The organism is Burkholderia crassaminum (genome assembly GCF_964265005.1).
GTDB lineage: Bacteria > Pseudomonadota > Gammaproteobacteria > Burkholderiales > Burkholderiaceae > Burkholderia.
The window spans coordinates 2,751,440-2,768,124 of the sequence record NZ_OZ183800.1 but is presented as its reverse complement, the minus strand read 5'-3'; the positions used below and the strand labels follow the sequence as shown (position 1 = coordinate 2,768,124).

Genomic DNA, 16,685 nt, shown 5'->3' with positions numbered 1-16,685 from the left:
CCGTCGCCGGGCCGCCGGGGTTCCGCCCGGTGGCCCGGCCGCTGGACGGCAGCAAGACCCATCGAACCACAACAGGACACTGAGCGATGACTACCGAGGACAAGCGAGGGGATAACCGGGACGACAACCGCGAAGCGATCGACACGCTGATCGCGAACGGCTGCGTGATCACGATGGACCCGCAGCGACGCGTGATCGAGAACGGCGCGGTCGCGGTGAAGGGCGAGCGCATCGTCGCCGTGGGCGGCACCGATGAATTGCAGGCGCGTTACCGCGCCGCGCGCACGATCGACGCGCGCCGCAGGGCCGTGCTGCCGGGCCTGATCGATGCGCATGCGCACGCGGGCCACGCGATGCTGCGCACGATCGGCGGCGCCGACGGCGATGCGTGGTCGGCCGCGGCCGAGACGATCTATACGCGCGCGTCCGATGAAGCGTTCTGGGAAGCCGAATCGCATCTCGCCGCGCTCGAACGGCTGAAGGCCGGCGTGACGACGGGCGTGTCGCTGCTCGGCGGCGGCAATTCGATCATGCGCGTCGACGATCCGGTCTATGCGCGGCGCCATTGCGACGCGGTCGTGCGCACCGGTACGCGCTCGATCGTCGCGATCGGCCCGTCGCGCCCGCCCGCGCCGCGTGCCTATACGCGCCACACGCCGGACGGCAGCGACACGCGCGATATCGGTTTCGACACGATGTATGACGTGTGCGAGCGCATCGTCGACGAATGCCACGGCGATGCCGATGGCCGGATCCGCATCGCGCTGACGCTGCCCGTGTACGGGCCCGAACACGATCCCGAGCTCGCGCAGTACGAGCGCGACTTCCGCGATCAGGCCGCGCGCTATGGCGCGCTCGCGCGCGAGCGCGGGCTGACGTTCACGCAGGACGGCCACCGCGCGGGCACGCTCGCGTTCGCGCATCGCGAGCTCGGCTTGCTCGGCCCGACGTCGTTCATGTCGCACAGCATCGACCTGACCGACGACGACATCGCGGCATGCGTCGAGACCGGCACCGCGATCGTCCACAACCCGAGCGCGATCATGTCGATCATCGGGCGCTGCCCGGTGCCCGAGCTGATCGATGCGGGTGTGACGGTGGCGATCGCGTCGGACGGCGCAGCGCCCGATCGCGGCTACGACATGTTCCGCCACATGTGGCAGTGCATGCATTACCACCGCCGGCATTTCCGCGACCCGGACGTGCTGCCGCACGGCAAGGTGCTGGAGATGGTGACGATCGACGCGGCGAAGGCGCTGTCGATCGATCACGAGGCCGGTTCGCTCGAGGCCGGCAAGCTCGCCGACCTCATCCTCGTCGACCTGTTCCGGCCGCACATGATGCCGATGAACATGCCCGTGTATCGCGTGACGTGTTTCGCGAACGCGGCCGACGTGTGCATGACGATGGTGGGCGGAAGGGTGCTGATGGAGGATCGGCGCGTGTTGTCGGTCGACGAGCACGCGGTGCTCGAACGGGTGAATGAAGTCGCGGCAATCACGATCGAGCGCAGCGGGCTGCGCCATTTGCTCGACGAGCCGAAGACGCTGTGGGGGCGCAGCCGCTACTGAGCGATCGGGCGGGCGTGGTCGTGCGGCGGCGTGTCGGCGCGGCAGGCCCGCTCGTTCGTTCGGCAACGCCGCCCGGATCGTCGACGATGCCTCGGTCAACCGCCTCCAGTGCGGTCGCACGAACGACCGTATCGAATCAGCGTCATCGAAGGTGATCGCTGGCTTACTTCCTTCGCGACCGATAGAGCGTGGGCCAGTCGCCTCCTTGAACGCCACCACACGTTTTCTGCTGCGACTCAGCCGACATCCGGAACGCATGGCCATCCCAGATCCAGCTGGCCTGATAGCCGCAATCGGCCAGCCCGCGTCCCTTGCCAAAAGTCGACAGGGTGCCGGTAGCCGGGTCGAAGGACGGTTCGGTCAGTGAAGGGTCTGAAAAGCCCCCTTCAGGGATCGGCAGTTTGACGGGCTCCGGTTTTCCGCCACCGATGCGCGGGGCGATGAACACATCCGACGAACCCTGGTAGGCGCCCATGATGCATGGAAGAAACACGAGCGCCTTGCTCTTGTCGAGTGCATACGCTGTTTCATGGAGATACCGTGACGCATTCTCCTCACAACTGCTGGCATCCCGGATACGTTTCACGCGCGCGATCAGGCGCTCTTCTTCTTCTTGATCGGACAACTGCGATGCGATCTTCCGTTCCGGTACGACGGGAAGCGGCGGTGCAGGCGTGACCTGGGACGCGGGGGCAGGCCCCTTGCGGATCAACGCGGTAGTTCCCCCGATGCGCCCTTGCCGGTCATCGACACGCAGCAGCGCGGCGACCATGCCATCGAGCGGAACATAAGCGCTTGCATCTTCGCCGAACTGAAGCTTCGTGCCGTTGCGAAGCCGTGAGACGAAGGCCGCCACGGCCGCCGGTCGCGTGGTCGACAACGTCGCTATCCCTTTGTCTAATTTCGCGCGCCAGGCCGAGTCGTCCAGCCGCAGCGGCGCGTCGTCGACACGCAGGTCATCGAGATTGATGCTGGTGTCGGTGGCGACGCTCAGCCGTACCGTGAGCGCGCCGTTCGGCCCGGCCGCACGAATGAAGCGCAAGTCGGCGCCGTTCTCGCCACCGTTCGCGAGACCCTTCGCCTCGCAGGTCAAGCCGTTGTCGCAGGCGACCAGCCATGACTTGTAGGTGTCGTAGCTGGGCGCGCCGGGTTCCTGGGCAAGCGCTGCGCTGGCGAAAAGCGCAATGAGCACCGTGCTCACCGCGATGGCGCGAGTCTTCATGTGCTTCCACGGAGTTGAGGATGACGTGAATCGTAACGCAAGTGATGTGCCGGACATGAAAAGGCATTCCGGTGCGGTATTGTTTGAATCGACGCAAAGGCCGAAGCAAAAGCAAATGCTTCACGAATGACTGCGGTCGACTCGACCTTGCGTGATGCCGAATTGACCATGGCGTTATTGCCGCATTGTTCTGCATACGTGCGCTTGCCGATTTTTCGTTCCGGTTATGTCACGAACCCCGGGTACCGTTCGATTGATTGCAACGAGCCGACATGCTCGCGCCGGGGCTGGTTGTAACATGCGTGGTGATGAATCGGACCCACCTTGACGGAGTAAACGCATGGAGCCGGTAGGTATCTACGCTTCTGTATCGATTGGCAAGACACGGTTGAATCAGTTCTATGCCGACTGGGGTGATGCACTGATCGACGATGTTCGATGCATCCTGGGCAGGAAGCCGGGCCTGCAGCCGGACGGTTATGGCGGATACACGGATCCGGCGACCGGGTGGTATCACAACCCCGGCAACAAGCTGGTCGTCCGGTATGACGAAGCCACGCAGACGCTGTTCTATTTCTACCAGCTCGAATTGCGCGATCCGGACAGCATGGCCGGCATCCCGTCCTTTCAGGCATTTACCCGCATTGCCGGGTATCGGGACGCAGCCGGTGCGGACTATGTCGCGTTCTCGCCGAGTGCGCCGAATTTCCTGAGCGACGGGTTCTGGCGCGTCTATCGATTCACGCACGACGGGCTGAGCACGATTGAAACCGATGCGCTTCCGGGCGATCGACAGCGCGAGATGGACAGGTTGTCCTGGCAATACTATTGGGGGCCGATTGAAGCGATGTTCGAGAGGGCGGACCGACGCGAGGACGTTTCCTATTTCAATCACTTCTTCCCGCAACATTGCTTTGACCCGCCGCTTCTGTCGTTGCTGGGTATCGACATGCCGACCAACGATCCACGAATGACGCCGTCGCCATATCCGCGCAGTGACTGACGATGCGCTGATTCCTTCCTGATGCGGGCACCCGCAGTTTCAGTCACGGCGTGTCTGCGTCACGCGCGATTGGGGCCGAGCGCATTTTCGCTCCGATGGTTGGCTGAACACGGCAGGCCTGCGTGACGGATAAAATCCGTCACCATTCGGACAGGTGCCGACACATACCGGTGTTTTGGCCAGACGAGGCTGACGTCTTTGACTTCGTTCAACGAATCGTCGAGCACGGTGGTTATGTCGGGATGCCAAAGTTCGCCGGCAAGTGAAGGCCGAGTGAACAGGCCGATTCCGACACCCGCCAGCGCACCGGCGCGAAATGTTCCGATGTTGTTCGAAGACAGGTTGCCGCGAACGGCCTTTCATCGCCGAACGCGGGCACCTGCGAAGCGCCCCCCCGGAATCCGCGACGAACGCTTTTCCACCTATGCGACGCGCTCGGGCATCAACCGCACCACCGTTGCCGGTGCCGCCCTGAACCCCGGGCTGCGCGCATCGTTGGCGACCATATGCGGCGTCGCGTCGTGAGCGGCCAGCGCGGCCGCCGACGCCCAGCGCTCGATCAGCACGAACCGGTTTTCATCGTCGGCGACGGAATGCAGGTCGTACTGGAGGCACCCGGGTTCCGCGCGAACGATGGGCGCGAGGTGTTCATACGCGGCAATCTGCTCGTGACGCTTTCCGGGAAGGGTTTGAATCGAGATGACGAGCAGCACCTCGTCTGCGCTGTTCCGGCCTTGATGATCGACTTCGTTCATGGCGACTCCTGGCTCATATGACGTGATGCCGGACAAGCGAGGCGCCGCAAATGCGAAGAGCCCCGTCTTTTGCCGGCGGGGCCCTGGTGACATGCAGCTGCGAAGATTACCGCGTGCGCATCCCGGACGACCCACCGTTGCCGACGGTCGTCGTTGTGGTGATGCTTGCGAAGGGGATCGGATCGAGCTGCATAAATTCAAGATAACGCGATCGGCCGGGGCGCGTCAATTGCCCCGGTTCTCGATCCATCGCGTCAGCGACGGTAGATGAATTCCAGATCGGTCGAATCGCCGACCTTGAAATCGTACGTGCCGACGCGCGTGAACCCGGCCTTCTCATAGAACGCAATGGCCTTCGCGTTGCCGGACCACACGCCGAGCCATACCGGGCCGGGGCGTTCCGTTGCGAGATAGTCCAGTGCGGAGTCGAACAACGCGCGCCCGGCGCCGGTCCCTTGCGTACCCCGCCGAAGGTAGATTTGATGGATCTCCCCCGAACCGTCGGCGACTTCCGGGTGCGGGAGCTTGCACGGCCCCACGTGTGCATAACCCACCAGCTGCCCGTCGTCGCTTTCAGCGACCCACGTGCGGCACCCGGGATCGTCGAGCTGGCCCGTGATCGCTTCCACCGAATAGGTGCGGGTCTCGTACGCAGCCAGGTCGTTCGGCGGGTAGTCGATGCCGAAGCCATCCTCCAGAAAGGTTTCGCGAAACGTGTCGCGCTTCAATTCGGCCAGCGGGATGGCATCGGTCAGGTTTGCAACGCGGATCAGCATGGAGGATTGCTCGGTTCGTGGTCGGGCAGACAGTTTATCCCGGGTGACATCCGGTTCGCGAGCGCCCGGTCGACCCGCGTGCGCGGCGTGTCAAGGGCTATGGCGGTCGCCTGACCGTCGCGGCGGCGCGAATCACCGGCACGGCGGTCAAGTCGATGACGATGCCGGTGGTTGACCGTCGACGGACATGCTAGGATTTTCCACAAACAACTTCGGAGACTGCAATGCCGTTCATCTGCGAAAACGTTGAATGCCGCGCCGTGCTCGCTCGCGGGCAGATCAGGCCCCATCAGGAGGATGCGGGGTGGTGCTTCTACTGCCCGGACTGCAAAGCGAGGAACGAGTTGATGAATGTCGACATGGCCGGCGGGGCGGTCGAGCTGATTCAGCCGGAGCGGGCCAGCCCGCCGCACAAGGTGGTTGCGACGGCCCGTCCGCTGGAGGATGGCAGTTACGCGGCGCAGTTGAGCGTTCAGCGGGCGCTCGCCGTGAAGGGAACGTATGCGGCCGAAGAGCACTGGGATCAGCTCGGTGTGTTCGGCGACGCGCAGGAGGCTGTCGAGCACGCGAAGTCTTTCGCGACCGACCTGTTGCAGCGAGCGGCGTAGTCGCGCCATTCGATGCGGGCGGTGCGTGCATGTCGCGATCGTTCGCGACATGCGTCATCGCTTGTCCACCACGGCGATACAGTCGATTTCCACGAGGAAGTCCGGATTCGGCAATGACGCCACGATTGCGGTACTTCGGGCCGGGAATTTCCCGGCCTGGAAGTAACCCGCGTAGATGCGGTTCATTTCCTTGAAGTCTTCACGCCGCACCAGCATCACATCCACCTTCACCACGCGATCCCGGCCCGTGCCTGCGGCCTTGAGGATTCCGGTGACGTTCTCCATCGCCTGAGTCATCTGCCTGGTGAAGTCGCCGACCGCGAGCTTGCCGTTCCGGTCGTAAGCGGGAATGCCCGAAACGAACAGAAGATTGCCGGCTTTGACGGCCGGCGCGAGCGGCACGGGGATCACGTACTGATCGGGGGCCTGCACATATTCCAGCGGTGTCCCGGCGGAAGCGGCTTGCTGGCCCATGGGTGTCGTGCAGCCGCACAGAAGGAAACCGGATCCGATGAATCCGGCAGCAAGGCAGCGCGTTCGCATCGTGTTTTCTCCCGGGAGCGGTACGCTACGCGATCCGGCAGTGGGCGCCTGGCGAGACAGCGGATCGTGATCTCTTTCAGACAGTTCAGGAAACGGAAAAACGAAAGGTTAGGCTTCCTGCGCGGAATGGCGCCGCATTGCGAGGTGCGGATGGCGGGTGCTGCGTTTGTCCTGCGAAAAAGCCGGCTGACCATCGACCTCGGCAGGTCGTGAACGTGAAGAAGGGGCGTGGTGCATGCGCGTACCACGCCCCTTCGTGTGTTCCGCTTTCGCGGTCAGTTATAGATATCGAATGAAAAATACTTTTTCGCGATCCGCTGGTACGTCCCGTCCTGGATCAGGCTCGCGAGTGCCTGGTTGATCTGTGTGCGCAGCGCGTCGTCATCCTTGCGCACACCGATCGCCGAACCCACGCCGAGCGTCTTCGGGTCATGCAGCGGCGGCCCCGCGAATGCGAAGTTCGCGCCCTTCGCGGTTTTCAGGAAACCGAGATCGGCCTGCACCGACGATTGCAGCGATGCATCGAGCCGCCCCGACAGCAGGTCCTGGTAGACGAGATCCTGCGTCTGGTACGTGCGGACGATCACGCCCTTCGGCTCCCAGTACGTGCGTGCATAAGTCTCCTGCGTCGATCCCTGTTCGACGCCGACACTCTTGCCCTGAAGCGATTCGGGCGTCGGCTGCAGGTTCGAGCCGCGCCGCGCGACGAGCCGGGGCGGAACGTTGTTGATCTTGTCGGTAAACGCGATCTGCGCGAGGCGTTTCTCGGTCACGCTCATCGACGACAGCACGCCGTCGAACTTGCGCGCCTTCAGCGCCGGGATCATCCCGTCGAATGCGTTCTCGACCCACACGCAGCGCACCTTCATCCGTTCGCAGATCGCATTGCCGAGATCGATGTCGAAGCCGACGAGCTTGCCGTCGGGTGCGAGCGATTCGAACGGCGCATAGCTGGGGTCGACGCCGAGGCGCAGGACGGCCGGGTCCTTCGCGGCGGCGGCGCCTGCCGTCAGCGCGAGCGCAATGGCCAGAACGAGCTTTTTCATGATTGTCTCCAATACCGGTCGATGTTGTTTGTGGTGAAGCGAACTGGCGGCCGACAGGCGTGACTGCCCGCGCCCGGCCACGCGCGGGCGGCTGGACGCTTCGCCGCAAGCGGCCGGCGCAGCGTCCGGATTCGAAGGGGGGCTTTAGCGGGCGGCGCCGGTGATGCGCACCATGCTGTGCCGGTAGCCGGCGGGCGAGAACGCGGCGTTCAGTGCGGCCATCGCGGCGATCACGCCGAGATGCATCCACCAGGCGATCGCGAAGCCACCGCCTGCGTCGCGCAGCCAGCCGATCAGCCAGGGGCTCGCCGCGACGGTCAGGAAGCCGATGCCCTGCACGAACGCGGCGAGCGCGCCTGCGAGCCGCGCATCGGGCAGGTGGTCGAGCGTGACGATCAGGCTCATCGAGAAGAAGCCGCCGAGACCGAGGCCGACGCTCGCGACCCAGAACCACGGCGCGAACGCGGGCAGCGTCGCGAACCCGGCGAAGCCGGCCGCCTGCAGCGCGAGCGTGAGCCACAGCACGGCACGGCGGTCGGGCGAACGTTTCGCGAGCAACGGCATCGCGAGTGCACCGGTCGCCTGGAACAGCGCCATCCATGCGAGCAGGTTGCCGCTCGCTTGCGGGCTCATGCCGATGCTGCGGTAGAACGCGGGCAGCCATGCGACGAGGCTGGCGTAGCCGCTGTTGCTGAGCCCGAAGAACAGCGCGAGCTGCCACGCACGCGGAATGCGGGCGAACGCGGTGAGCGGCGCCGCCGCCGCTGCGGCGTGCACGGCGTCGCGCGGCGCTTTCGCGCGCCACAGCGCGAGCGTGACGAGTGCCGGCACGGCCCACACGGCGAGCGCGAGATGCCAGCCGCCGTGCGCGGCGAGCCACGGGCTCGCGACCGCGCCGAATGCGCCGCCGCCGACCAGCGCGGCCGAATAGAGGCCCATCGCGAGCGGCAGCCGGCCGGCGAACCAGCGCTTCGCGAGGCCGGGCACGAGCGCCTGGACCACGGCGACGCCGGCGCCCGCGACGATGGCGGTCGCGATCAGGCCGGTGCTGCCGCCGGTCCACAGGCGCGCCATGCAGCCTGCCGCGATCAGTGCCAGCGCGACGGTCAGCGCGCGCTGCTCGCCGACGCGTCGCGCGAGTCCGACACCGGCCCCGGCGACGACCCCCATCAGCACGAACGGCAGTGTGGTCAGCAGCGCGGCCGCGCGAAAGCCGAGGCCCGTGTCGGCGCGCACGATGTCGAGCACGGGGCCGAACGCGGTCAGGAACGGACGCAGGTTGAGGCCGGCCAGCACCAGCAGCGCGAGCGCGCCATAGGACACGGAAGCCGCATGCGGGCGGCGGACAGCTTGCGCGGTGCCGGGATCGGACATCGGGATGCTCCAGGGAGGGGCCGGTGGCCCAGTGATGCGATGCCGAAAGGGTAAGCGCGCGCTACGCCAGGCAAAAATTAAATATTCGACTGGGAATCAGTGCGGAATGCGATGGATTCGCGCGAGGCGACGGGGCCGGATGGGCGCGGCTGGCGGGGCGGGGTGCGCGGTGGATGTCACACGTCGTCAGGCTGCCGGCGCGCGCTGTTCCCCCTGCCGTTCTCCCGCGTGTTCGCGGGCCGCGACGAGTGCCCGAATGCGCGCGCGATCGGCCGGCGTCGCGGGCGTGAAGATCACGAGGCTCAGGTCGGGGCGGCCCGTGACCGAGAACGCCGAATAGTCGAGCGCGATCCGGCCGGCCTGCGGATGGCGGATTTCCTTCGTGCTTTCGTCGTGCGCATGGATATCGTGGTCGCGCCACATCGCATCGAATTCGGCGCTCGTCGCGCGCATCTCGTCGACGAATGCCTGCACGGCCCGCGTCGCGCCGCCGCGCGCGACGTCCGCGCGAAACGCGCCCACCGCGAAGCGCGCGACGCGTTCCCAGTTCGGCTGCGCGTCGCGCACGCCGTCGTCGACGAAGATCAGCCGCAGGATGTTGCGCGCGGGCGGCGGCAGTGTCGCATAGTCGGTCAGCGTCGCGGCCGCGGCGACGTTCCATGCGACGACGTCCCAGGTCGCGGTGCGCACGATCGCGGGGCTCGCATCGAGCGAATCGAGCACGTTCTGCAGGCGCGGCGTCACGCTGGCCGGTGCGTGATAGCGCACTTCCGGCGGATGGCCGACACCGATCAGGAACAGGTGCTCGCGTTCTGCGTCGTTCAGCAGCAGCGCGCGGGCGAGCCGGTCGAGCACGTCGGCCGACGGCGCGCCGCCGCGCCCCTGTTCGAGCCACGTGTACCACGCGGCGCTCACGTGCGCGCGCTGCGCGACTTCCTCGCGCCGCAGGCCCGGCGTGCGGCGGCGCGTGGCCGGCAGCCCGAGCGCGGCCGGGTCGAGTTTCTCGCGGCGGTCCCGCAGGTACGCGCCGAGCAGGTTGTCGGGGGCGTCGGCCATATCCTGTTAGTTCGTTTACCGGTAAACCGTCACGTCTTCACCGCGAGCGGCCGTCGACAGATAGTAATCCTCCATGCCATCCGGAGGTGCTGAACATGCGTGTCTTTGTTACTGGAGCGTCGGGATTCGTCGGCTCGGCCGTGGTTGCCGAACTCGTTGCCGCGGGGCACTCGGTGCTCGGTCTCGCGCGGTCCGACGCGGCCGCCGCGTCGGTTGCGGCGGCTGGCGCCGACGTCCATCGCGGGTCGCTGGAGGACCTCGACAGCCTCACGCGCGGCGCCGAAGCCGCCGATGCGGTGATCCATACGGGATTCAATCACGACTTCTCGCGCTTCGCGCAGAACTGCGAACTGGACCGTCGCGCGATCGAGACGATCGGCGCGGTACTCGCGGGCTCGGCGCGGCCGCTGGTCGTCACGTCGGGTCTCGCGCTCGTCGCGCCCGGGCGCGCGGCGACGGAAGACGATCCGCACGTGCCGGTGTCGTCCACCTATCCGCGTGCGTCGGAGGCGACTGCGGTCGCGCTGGAAGCGCGCGGCGTGCACGCGTCGGTCGTGCGCCTGCCGCCGTCCGTGCACGGCGACGGCGATCACGGCTTCGTGCCGCGCCTGATCGCGTTTGCGAGGGAGAAGGGGGTGTCGGCCTTTGTCGGCGATGGCAGCAATCGCTGGCCTGCCGTGCACCGGCTCGATGCGGCGCGCGTGTACCGGCTCGCGGTCGAGCGCGGCGCGGCCGGTGCGCGCTATCACGCGGTTGACGATACGGGCGTACGGTTCCGAGAAATCGCGGAAGTGATCGGCCGGCGGCTGAACGTGCCGGTCGTCGCGAAAACGGCGGCTGAAGCCGCCGAGCACTTCGGCTGGTTCGCGATGTTCGCGGGGATGGATGCGCCGGCAACGAGCGAGCGCACGCGTGCATCGCTCGACTGGGCGCCGACGCAGCCGGGGCTGCTGGCCGATATCGACCGGCCGCGGTATTTCGAAGGCTGAGCGGGCGGCGGGCGGGCCGTTGCTTGCAACGGGCCCACCCACCGCCCGCATGACACCCTTCAGACCGTGACGACGATCTTTCCGACCTGCGCACCGGCTTCCATGTATCGATGCGCTTGCACGATGTCGTCGAACGCGAACGTGCGATCGATCAGCGGCTTCAGTGCGCCGGCCGCGAGCCCGTCGACGATGAAGCGCTTCGCGCGCTCGAGCCGCTGCGCGTCGCCGGTGATCTCGAACAGCTCGTAGCCGCGCAGCGTCAGGTGGCGTGCGAGCAGGTCCATCACGGGCACCGGGATGTCGCGCGTGTCGAGCGCCCCGTACTGGAAGAACGTGCCGTTCGTGGCCAGCGCGCGCAGCAGGTTCGCCGCGTCCGGGCCGCCGACCGGATCGAATACTAGGCGCGCACCGGTGCCGCCGGTGATGTCCGCCACGCGCTGCGGCAGGTCGGCGGGGCTGCCGACGATCACGTGCTTCGCGCCCGTGTCGAACAGCGCCTGGCGCTTCGATTCGCTGCGCGTCAGCGCGATCGGCACCGCGCCGGCGTAGTTCGCGACCTGGATCGCCGCTTGTCCGACGCTGCTCGACGCGGCGCCGATCAGCACCGCGTCGCCGCGCCGCAGCCCGCCGAGTTCGATCAGCGCGCCCCAGGCCGTGACGAACATCATCCACGTCGCGGCTGCTTCCTCGAAGGAGAGGCTGTCCGGATGCCTGACCACCGCATGCGCGGGCACGTTGACGAGCTCGCCGTACATCCCGTAGTCGGCGAACGAGAACGCCGGCACGACGCTCACCGCATCGCCTTCGGCGAACGCCGTCACGTTGCGGCCGGCCGCCGCGACGATGCCCGCTGCCTCGTAGCCGAGCGCCGCGGGAAGGCGCGGCATGAACGTGTATTCGCCGCTGCGGTACATGACTTCCGCGCGATTGAGGCCGATCGCCTTCACGCGCAGCTGGATTTCATCGGGGCCCGTCGCGGGCACGTCGACGTCGTCGATCTGCAGGACTTCAGGGCCGCCGATACGGTGGAAACGAACGATGCGGGACATGGATGGCTCCTTCAATGAACGGGTGTCGATGAAGGAGCACTGTAGGCGGGTACCCGTGCCGGATAAACGCATGGGCGGATCATTGATTGTTATTCGAAGAATAACAATCGACGCGCACCTGTTCTATGCGGGATAACGCCGCGCAAACAGCTCGGTCAGCCAGTCGATGAAGGCGCGCACCTTGTCGGGCAGATGCGCGCGGTTCGGGTACAGCACCGACACCGGCTTCGGCACGGCAGGCACGCCGGGCAGCAGTTCGATCAGCAGGCCCGAGTCGATGCTCGGCTGCAACGCGGGCCGCAACGCGTGCACGATGCCGAGGCCGGCCAGCCCGCAGGACAGCAGCGCTTCCGAGTTGTCCGTGAGCAGGCTGCTCGCGAGCTTTACCGCGACCGTTTCGCCGTGCGGGCGGAACGTCCATTCGAGCACGCGGCGATTGCTGCCGGTAAAGAAGTTGACGGCGCGATGCGCTCGCAGGTCGTCGAGCGTACGCGGCAAACCGTGGCGGGAGAGATAGGCGGGCGACGCGCACGTGACCATCGGCACCGCGCCGACCGTGCGCGCGACCATGCTCGAATCCTTCAGTGTGCCGACCCGCACGACGCAGTCGATGCCTTCGCTGATCAGGTCGACCGGCTGGTCACTCGCGCCGAGCACGAGCTCGATCTGCGGATAGCGCTGCTGGAAATCGGGCAGCGCCGGAATCACGACCGTCTTCGCCAGCGCGAGCGCGATGTCGACGCGCAACCGGCCTTTCGGCATCGCGCGCTGTTTCGGGAACGACGCGAACGCGTCATCGATGCTGCCGAGCAACTGCACGCAGCGCGCATGGAACGCCTCGCCTTCGGCGGTCACGCTGACGCGGCGCGTGCTGCGGTTCAGCAGCCGCACGCCGAGTTCCTGTTCGAGCTGCTGCACGGCTTTCGTCACGGCCGGCCGATGCAGCTGCAGCGCGTCGGCCGCCTGCGTGAAGTTGCCGCGTTCGACGATCTGTACGTAGATCTGCATCGCTTGCAGGCGGTCCATGGCGCTCCCGGGTGTCGTGGCGAGCGGCCATCTTCGCATACCGCCCGGCACCGCAGTGACACTGCTGCGACACCCGCGCGCGGCCGCCCGTCGGGCCGCGCGTCATTCGACCGGATGCAGATCCTGAAGCAGCGTCGGCACGAGCTCAGACACGGTCGGGTGGATGTGCATCGCGCGGCTGATCGTCGTGTACGGCGCGCCCGCGGCCATCACGTCGAGCATCCCGTGCACGACTTCGTCACCCGTCACGCCGAGGATCGACGCGCCGAGGATCGCATGGCTGTCCGCGTCGACGATCACCTTCATGAAACCCTGGCTCTCGCCTTTTTCCACCGCGCGGCCGACGCGCGTCATCGGGCGCGTGCCGACAAGCAGCCGGCGGCCCGTCTGCTTCGCTTCCGCGAGCGTCATGCCGACGCGGCCGAGCGGCGGATCGATATACATCGCGTACGCCGTGATGCGGTCGGACACCTTGCGCGGATCGTTGTCGAGCAGGTTGGCCGCGACGATCTCGAAGTCGTTGTACGCGGTATGCGTGAACGCGCCGCGCCCGTTGCAGTCGCCGAGCGCCCAGATGCCGGGCACGTTCGTGCGCAACTGCTCGTCGACCTCGATATAGCCGCGCGCGTCGGTCGCGACGCCCGCACGATCGAGCCCGAGATCGTCGGTGTTCGGCACGCGTCCGACCGCGAGCAGCAGGTGCGAGCCCGCGACCTCGCGGCCGCCGCCGGCGCAATCGAGGCCGACCGCGATGCCGGTGCCGTCGCGCCGTGCGCTCAGGCAGGTCGCATCGAGCTGCACGTCGATCCCTTCGTTTGCGAGGATCTCGTGCACGGCTTGCGACACGTCCTCGTCCTCGCGGCGGATCAGGCGCGAGCCCTTCTCGATGATCGTGACCTGCGACCCGAAGCGGCGATACATCTGGCCGAATTCGAGCCCGACATAGCTGCCGCCGACGATCACGAGATGCTCGGGCAGGAAGTCGACGTCCATCATCGTCGAGTTGGTCAGGTACGACACCGTGTCGAGGCCCGGCATCGCGGGCACCTGTGCGCGCCCGCCGACGTTGATGAAGATGCGTTCCGCTTCGAGCAGTGCGTCGCCCACGCGCACCGCATCGGCGCGCTCGAAGCGGGCGTGACCCTGGAACACGGTGGTGTTCGCGAGCCCGCGCACCCATTGCTCGACGCCGTGGTTCGAGCGGCCGGAGATCTGGTCCTTGCGCGCCTTCACGGCTTTCATGTCGACGGTGACGGGGCCGCCGACCGACACGCCGTATTCGGCGGCCCGCCGCGCGAGGTGCGCGGCGTACGCGCTCGCGATCAGCGTCTTGGTCGGAATGCAGCCGGTGTTCACGCAGGTGCCGCCGAAGCGGCCGCGTTCGATGATCGCGACCTTCATCCCGGCGGCCGACAGCCGCGCGGCGAGTGGCGGCCCGGCTTGCCCGGTGCCGATGACGATCGCGTCGAAGTGTTGCGTCATGACGTCCTCCTGTGCGGGTGCAGCGAGGGAACGGGGCGGGCGAGCCGCGTGCGATGCCGGCGCACGGTCGCGCGACGGCGAGCGCTTATGGTAGCCCTGTTGGCGTGCGCTCGCGAGCGCTGGCGGGGCGGGCGGCGCGGGACGCGACGGAGTCCCGCCGTGCCAGCGCCGGCCGGCGTGCGATACAAGCGCTCGCGACGCGTTGCCCCGGTCGCGTCAGTCCTTGCGCTTCCACTGATCGAACGACACCGGCCGGTGCGCGTCGGCGCGCGTGACGGTGACGTGGTCGGGCTGGTCGTCGAGCGGAAACGATTCGGTGACGATCTGGTTCGAAAATACCCAGCCGCGCGTGTGCGGGTCGTAGCGGAATGTCACGTAGTCGCTCCAGTGCTGTCCGCACGCGACGAAGTTCTGCACGGTGAAATAGCGGCCTTTCACCGCGAAGCCGTTGTCGGCGGCATCTTCGGGATCGAACGGATCGCACTGGCCGCCCTCGTTCGCGCGCAGCACGACCTGGTCGTTGCGCGCGGCGAGCCGGAATGCGTGGTCGGCCTGCTCCTCGAAGATCAGCAGCGGGCGCGGCGACGGCTGCTCGCGCGTATCGACCGCCCGATGCACGACGACGAGGAAGCTGTGCCGTCCGTTGTCGAGATCCGGCCCGGCATGCGCGAGCAGCGGCTGGTAGCCGGGCGGCAACTGCGCGGCGATCGACTTCGGCAGGTCGCCGGCGCGGGCATCGAGCGATAGCGCGGCGAGCAGCGGGACGAGCATGATGGGCAGGTAAATAGCGCGCATGACGGGGTGTCCGGTTAAAAGAAGGAGGGGTGTGCCGATCGCGCAGGGCTACAAGTCCCGCCCGAGAAATTCGGTGCCCGGCACCGGATTGAACGTGACCGGCGGCGCGGGCGTGAAGCCGAGCGACGCATACAGTTTCCTTGCGGCCACGAACTCGGGCAGCACGTCGAGACACATGCGCGCATAGCCGGCCGCCTTCGCGTCGAGCAGCAGCCGTTCGACGAGCTGGCGGCCGACGTTCAGCCCGCGCGCTTCGGGGCGCACATAGACGCGCTTCATCTCGCACGTCGTGCCGTCGATCTCGCGAAACGCCGCGCAGCCCACCGCGCGCTCGCCGTGCCACGCGAGCAGCAGCCGCCCGCGCGGCGCCGCGTACTTGCCGGGCAGCGCGGCGATCTCGGGCTCGTAGTCCTGGAATGCGAGGCTGACGGTCGGGCTCGCGATGTACTCGCGGAAGATCGCCTCGACGACGCGGGCGTCGTCGGGATAGCGGGCGGCGCGGATCTCGATCATGGTGGGCGGCACGAATGGCGGGAAAGAGGGCCAGCATAGCAGCGCAACGCGGCTTTCGGCCATGCGCAAAGCGTGCCAGAATCAGCGGCTCGACCGTCGGAAGCGACACGCAGGCGTCGGCGATTCGGCGTCGCTCACCAAGGAGATTTCGATGACTGCATCGGCTGCCGTACTCGCCATCCTGGCTGCGCTGTTTCTCGGCGCGATGATTCCGGGCCCGAGCTTCGTGCTGGTTGCCCGCAATTCGATCGGGCTGTCGCGCCGCGACGGGCTGGCCACCGCGCTCGGCATGGGCATCGGCGGCATCGTGTTCGGCGGCGTCGCGCTGGCCGGGCTCTATACGCTGCTGCAGGCCGTCGAATGGCTGTATGTGGGCCTCAAGGTGGCGGGCGGGGCGTACCTGATCTACATGGCGTCGAAGATTTGGCGCGGCGCCGACCGGCCGATCGCGATGGACGATCCGGAGGCGCTGGCCGGCGGCAGTGCGCGCAAGTCGTTCTGGACGGGCCTCACGACCCAGCTCAGCAACCCCAAGACGGCGATCTGGTACGGCAGCATCTTCGCGGCGCTGCTCCCGCAGCATCCGCCGCTGTGGTGCTATCTGGCGCTGCCGCCGCTCGTGTTCGGCGTCGAGTTCGGCTGGTACACGATCGTCGCGCTGTGCTTTTCCACGCGCCGGCCGCGCGAGCTCTACCTGCGCGCGAAGAAGTGGATCGACCGCGTCGCGGCCGGCGCGATCACGCTGCTCGGGCTGCGGCTGATCCTGAACGCGCCGAAAGCGGGGATCTGAGCGCGTCCATTCCTGATCTGCATCCCACGGCGGCCGGCCATTCCCGTGGCTGGCTGCCGGCGCGCGCCGCGCGAGCCGCGCATCGGC

Annotated in this window: 18 protein-coding genes; 5 read left to right on the top strand and 13 right to left on the bottom strand. The window is 67.1% G+C overall.

Annotated features, from left to right (window positions below; genetic code table 11):
* The first annotated feature begins 86 nt into the window (after window positions 1-86).
* Window positions 87-1,571, top strand: a complete 1,485-nt coding sequence (locus ACPTTF_RS29410) for an amidohydrolase family protein (RefSeq protein ID WP_423369260.1) — start codon at window positions 87-89, stop codon at window positions 1,569-1,571.
* A 163-nt stretch (window positions 1,572-1,734) separates the two neighbouring features.
* Here ACPTTF_RS29410 and ACPTTF_RS29405 read toward each other — a convergent pair whose 3' ends face one another.
* The gene (locus tag ACPTTF_RS29405) at window positions 1,735-2,793 is read right to left on the bottom strand and encodes a DUF1176 domain-containing protein (protein WP_423369259.1); all 1,059 of its coding nucleotides are present in this window, start codon (window positions 2,791-2,793) and stop codon (window positions 1,735-1,737) included.
* 340 nt (window positions 2,794-3,133) lie between these two features.
* On the opposite strand from ACPTTF_RS29405, the gene ACPTTF_RS29400 reads away from it, so the two are divergent.
* Window positions 3,134-3,796, top strand: coding sequence for a hypothetical protein (locus tag ACPTTF_RS29400; RefSeq protein ID WP_423369258.1), 663 nt, complete (start codon window positions 3,134-3,136; stop codon window positions 3,794-3,796).
* A 59-nt stretch (window positions 3,797-3,855) separates the two neighbouring features.
* On the opposite strand, the gene ACPTTF_RS29395 is transcribed toward ACPTTF_RS29400, so the two are convergent.
* The 3 genes from ACPTTF_RS29395 to ACPTTF_RS29385 form a co-directional block, all read right to left on the bottom strand.
* Window positions 3,856-4,137: a hypothetical protein gene (locus tag ACPTTF_RS29395; RefSeq protein ID WP_423369906.1), complete on the bottom strand. Its 282-nt coding sequence runs from the start codon at window positions 4,135-4,137 to the stop codon at window positions 3,856-3,858.
* Between the two features lie 81 nt (window positions 4,138-4,218).
* Entirely contained in the window at window positions 4,219-4,551 is a 333-nt protein-coding gene (locus tag ACPTTF_RS29390) for a putative quinol monooxygenase (RefSeq protein ID WP_423369257.1), read from the bottom strand.
* 254 nt (window positions 4,552-4,805) lie between these two features.
* Window positions 4,806-5,327 carry a GNAT family N-acetyltransferase gene (locus ACPTTF_RS29385; protein ID WP_423369256.1) on the bottom strand — a complete coding sequence of 174 codons (522 nt, stop codon included), beginning with the start codon at window positions 5,325-5,327 and terminating at the stop codon, window positions 4,806-4,808.
* 224 nt (window positions 5,328-5,551) lie between these two features.
* Here ACPTTF_RS29385 and ACPTTF_RS29380 point away from each other — a divergent pair, with 224 nt between their 5' ends.
* The gene (locus ACPTTF_RS29380; RefSeq protein WP_423369255.1) at window positions 5,552-5,935 is read left to right on the top strand and encodes a hypothetical protein; all 384 of its coding nucleotides are present in this window, start codon (window positions 5,552-5,554) and stop codon (window positions 5,933-5,935) included.
* 54 nt (window positions 5,936-5,989) lie between these two features.
* Here the strand turns inward: ACPTTF_RS29380 and ACPTTF_RS29375 are convergent, their stop codons facing one another.
* From ACPTTF_RS29375 to ACPTTF_RS29360, 4 genes are all read right to left on the bottom strand, one after another.
* The gene (locus tag ACPTTF_RS29375) at window positions 5,990-6,409 is read right to left on the bottom strand and encodes a RidA family protein (protein WP_423369254.1); all 420 of its coding nucleotides are present in this window, start codon (window positions 6,407-6,409) and stop codon (window positions 5,990-5,992) included.
* A 344-nt stretch (window positions 6,410-6,753) separates the two neighbouring features.
* Complete coding sequence (locus ACPTTF_RS29370; protein WP_423369253.1) at window positions 6,754-7,524, bottom strand: ABC transporter substrate-binding protein; 771 nt, start codon at window positions 7,522-7,524, stop codon at window positions 6,754-6,756.
* 144 nt (window positions 7,525-7,668) lie between these two features.
* Window positions 7,669-8,898 (bottom strand): cyanate transporter, encoded by a 1,230-nt coding sequence (locus tag ACPTTF_RS29365; protein WP_423369252.1) that lies wholly within the window; start codon window positions 8,896-8,898, stop codon window positions 7,669-7,671.
* A 186-nt stretch (window positions 8,899-9,084) separates the two neighbouring features.
* Window positions 9,085-9,954, bottom strand: coding sequence for a helix-turn-helix transcriptional regulator (locus tag ACPTTF_RS29360; RefSeq protein ID WP_423369251.1), 870 nt, complete (start codon window positions 9,952-9,954; stop codon window positions 9,085-9,087).
* A 95-nt stretch (window positions 9,955-10,049) separates the two neighbouring features.
* Between ACPTTF_RS29360 and ACPTTF_RS29355 the strand changes: the two genes are divergently transcribed.
* Complete coding sequence (locus ACPTTF_RS29355; RefSeq protein WP_423369250.1) at window positions 10,050-10,943, top strand: SDR family oxidoreductase; 894 nt, start codon at window positions 10,050-10,052, stop codon at window positions 10,941-10,943.
* 59 nt (window positions 10,944-11,002) lie between these two features.
* On the opposite strand, the gene ACPTTF_RS29350 is transcribed toward ACPTTF_RS29355, so the two are convergent.
* The 5 genes from ACPTTF_RS29350 to ACPTTF_RS29330 all read right to left on the bottom strand — a co-directional run bounded on the left by ACPTTF_RS29350 (window position 11,003) and on the right by ACPTTF_RS29330 (window position 15,808).
* Window positions 11,003-11,992 (bottom strand): zinc-dependent alcohol dehydrogenase family protein, encoded by a 990-nt coding sequence (locus tag ACPTTF_RS29350; RefSeq protein WP_423369249.1) that lies wholly within the window; start codon window positions 11,990-11,992, stop codon window positions 11,003-11,005.
* Window positions 11,993-12,115: 123 nt separating this feature from the next.
* Window positions 12,116-13,018: a LysR family transcriptional regulator gene (locus ACPTTF_RS29345; protein ID WP_423369248.1), complete on the bottom strand. Its 903-nt coding sequence runs from the start codon at window positions 13,016-13,018 to the stop codon at window positions 12,116-12,118.
* Between the two features lie 102 nt (window positions 13,019-13,120).
* The gene (locus ACPTTF_RS29340; protein ID WP_423369247.1) at window positions 13,121-14,500 is read right to left on the bottom strand and encodes an FAD-containing oxidoreductase; all 1,380 of its coding nucleotides are present in this window, start codon (window positions 14,498-14,500) and stop codon (window positions 13,121-13,123) included.
* Window positions 14,501-14,716: 216 nt separating this feature from the next.
* Window positions 14,717-15,295 carry a hypothetical protein gene (locus ACPTTF_RS29335; RefSeq protein ID WP_423369246.1) on the bottom strand — a complete coding sequence of 193 codons (579 nt, stop codon included), beginning with the start codon at window positions 15,293-15,295 and terminating at the stop codon, window positions 14,717-14,719.
* Window positions 15,296-15,343: 48 nt separating this feature from the next.
* The gene (locus ACPTTF_RS29330; protein WP_423369245.1) at window positions 15,344-15,808 is read right to left on the bottom strand and encodes a GNAT family N-acetyltransferase; all 465 of its coding nucleotides are present in this window, start codon (window positions 15,806-15,808) and stop codon (window positions 15,344-15,346) included.
* 151 nt (window positions 15,809-15,959) lie between these two features.
* Here ACPTTF_RS29330 and ACPTTF_RS29325 point away from each other — a divergent pair, with 151 nt between their 5' ends.
* Window positions 15,960-16,598: a LysE family translocator gene (locus ACPTTF_RS29325; protein ID WP_423369244.1), complete on the top strand. Its 639-nt coding sequence runs from the start codon at window positions 15,960-15,962 to the stop codon at window positions 16,596-16,598.
* Window positions 16,599-16,685 lie beyond the last annotated feature (87 nt).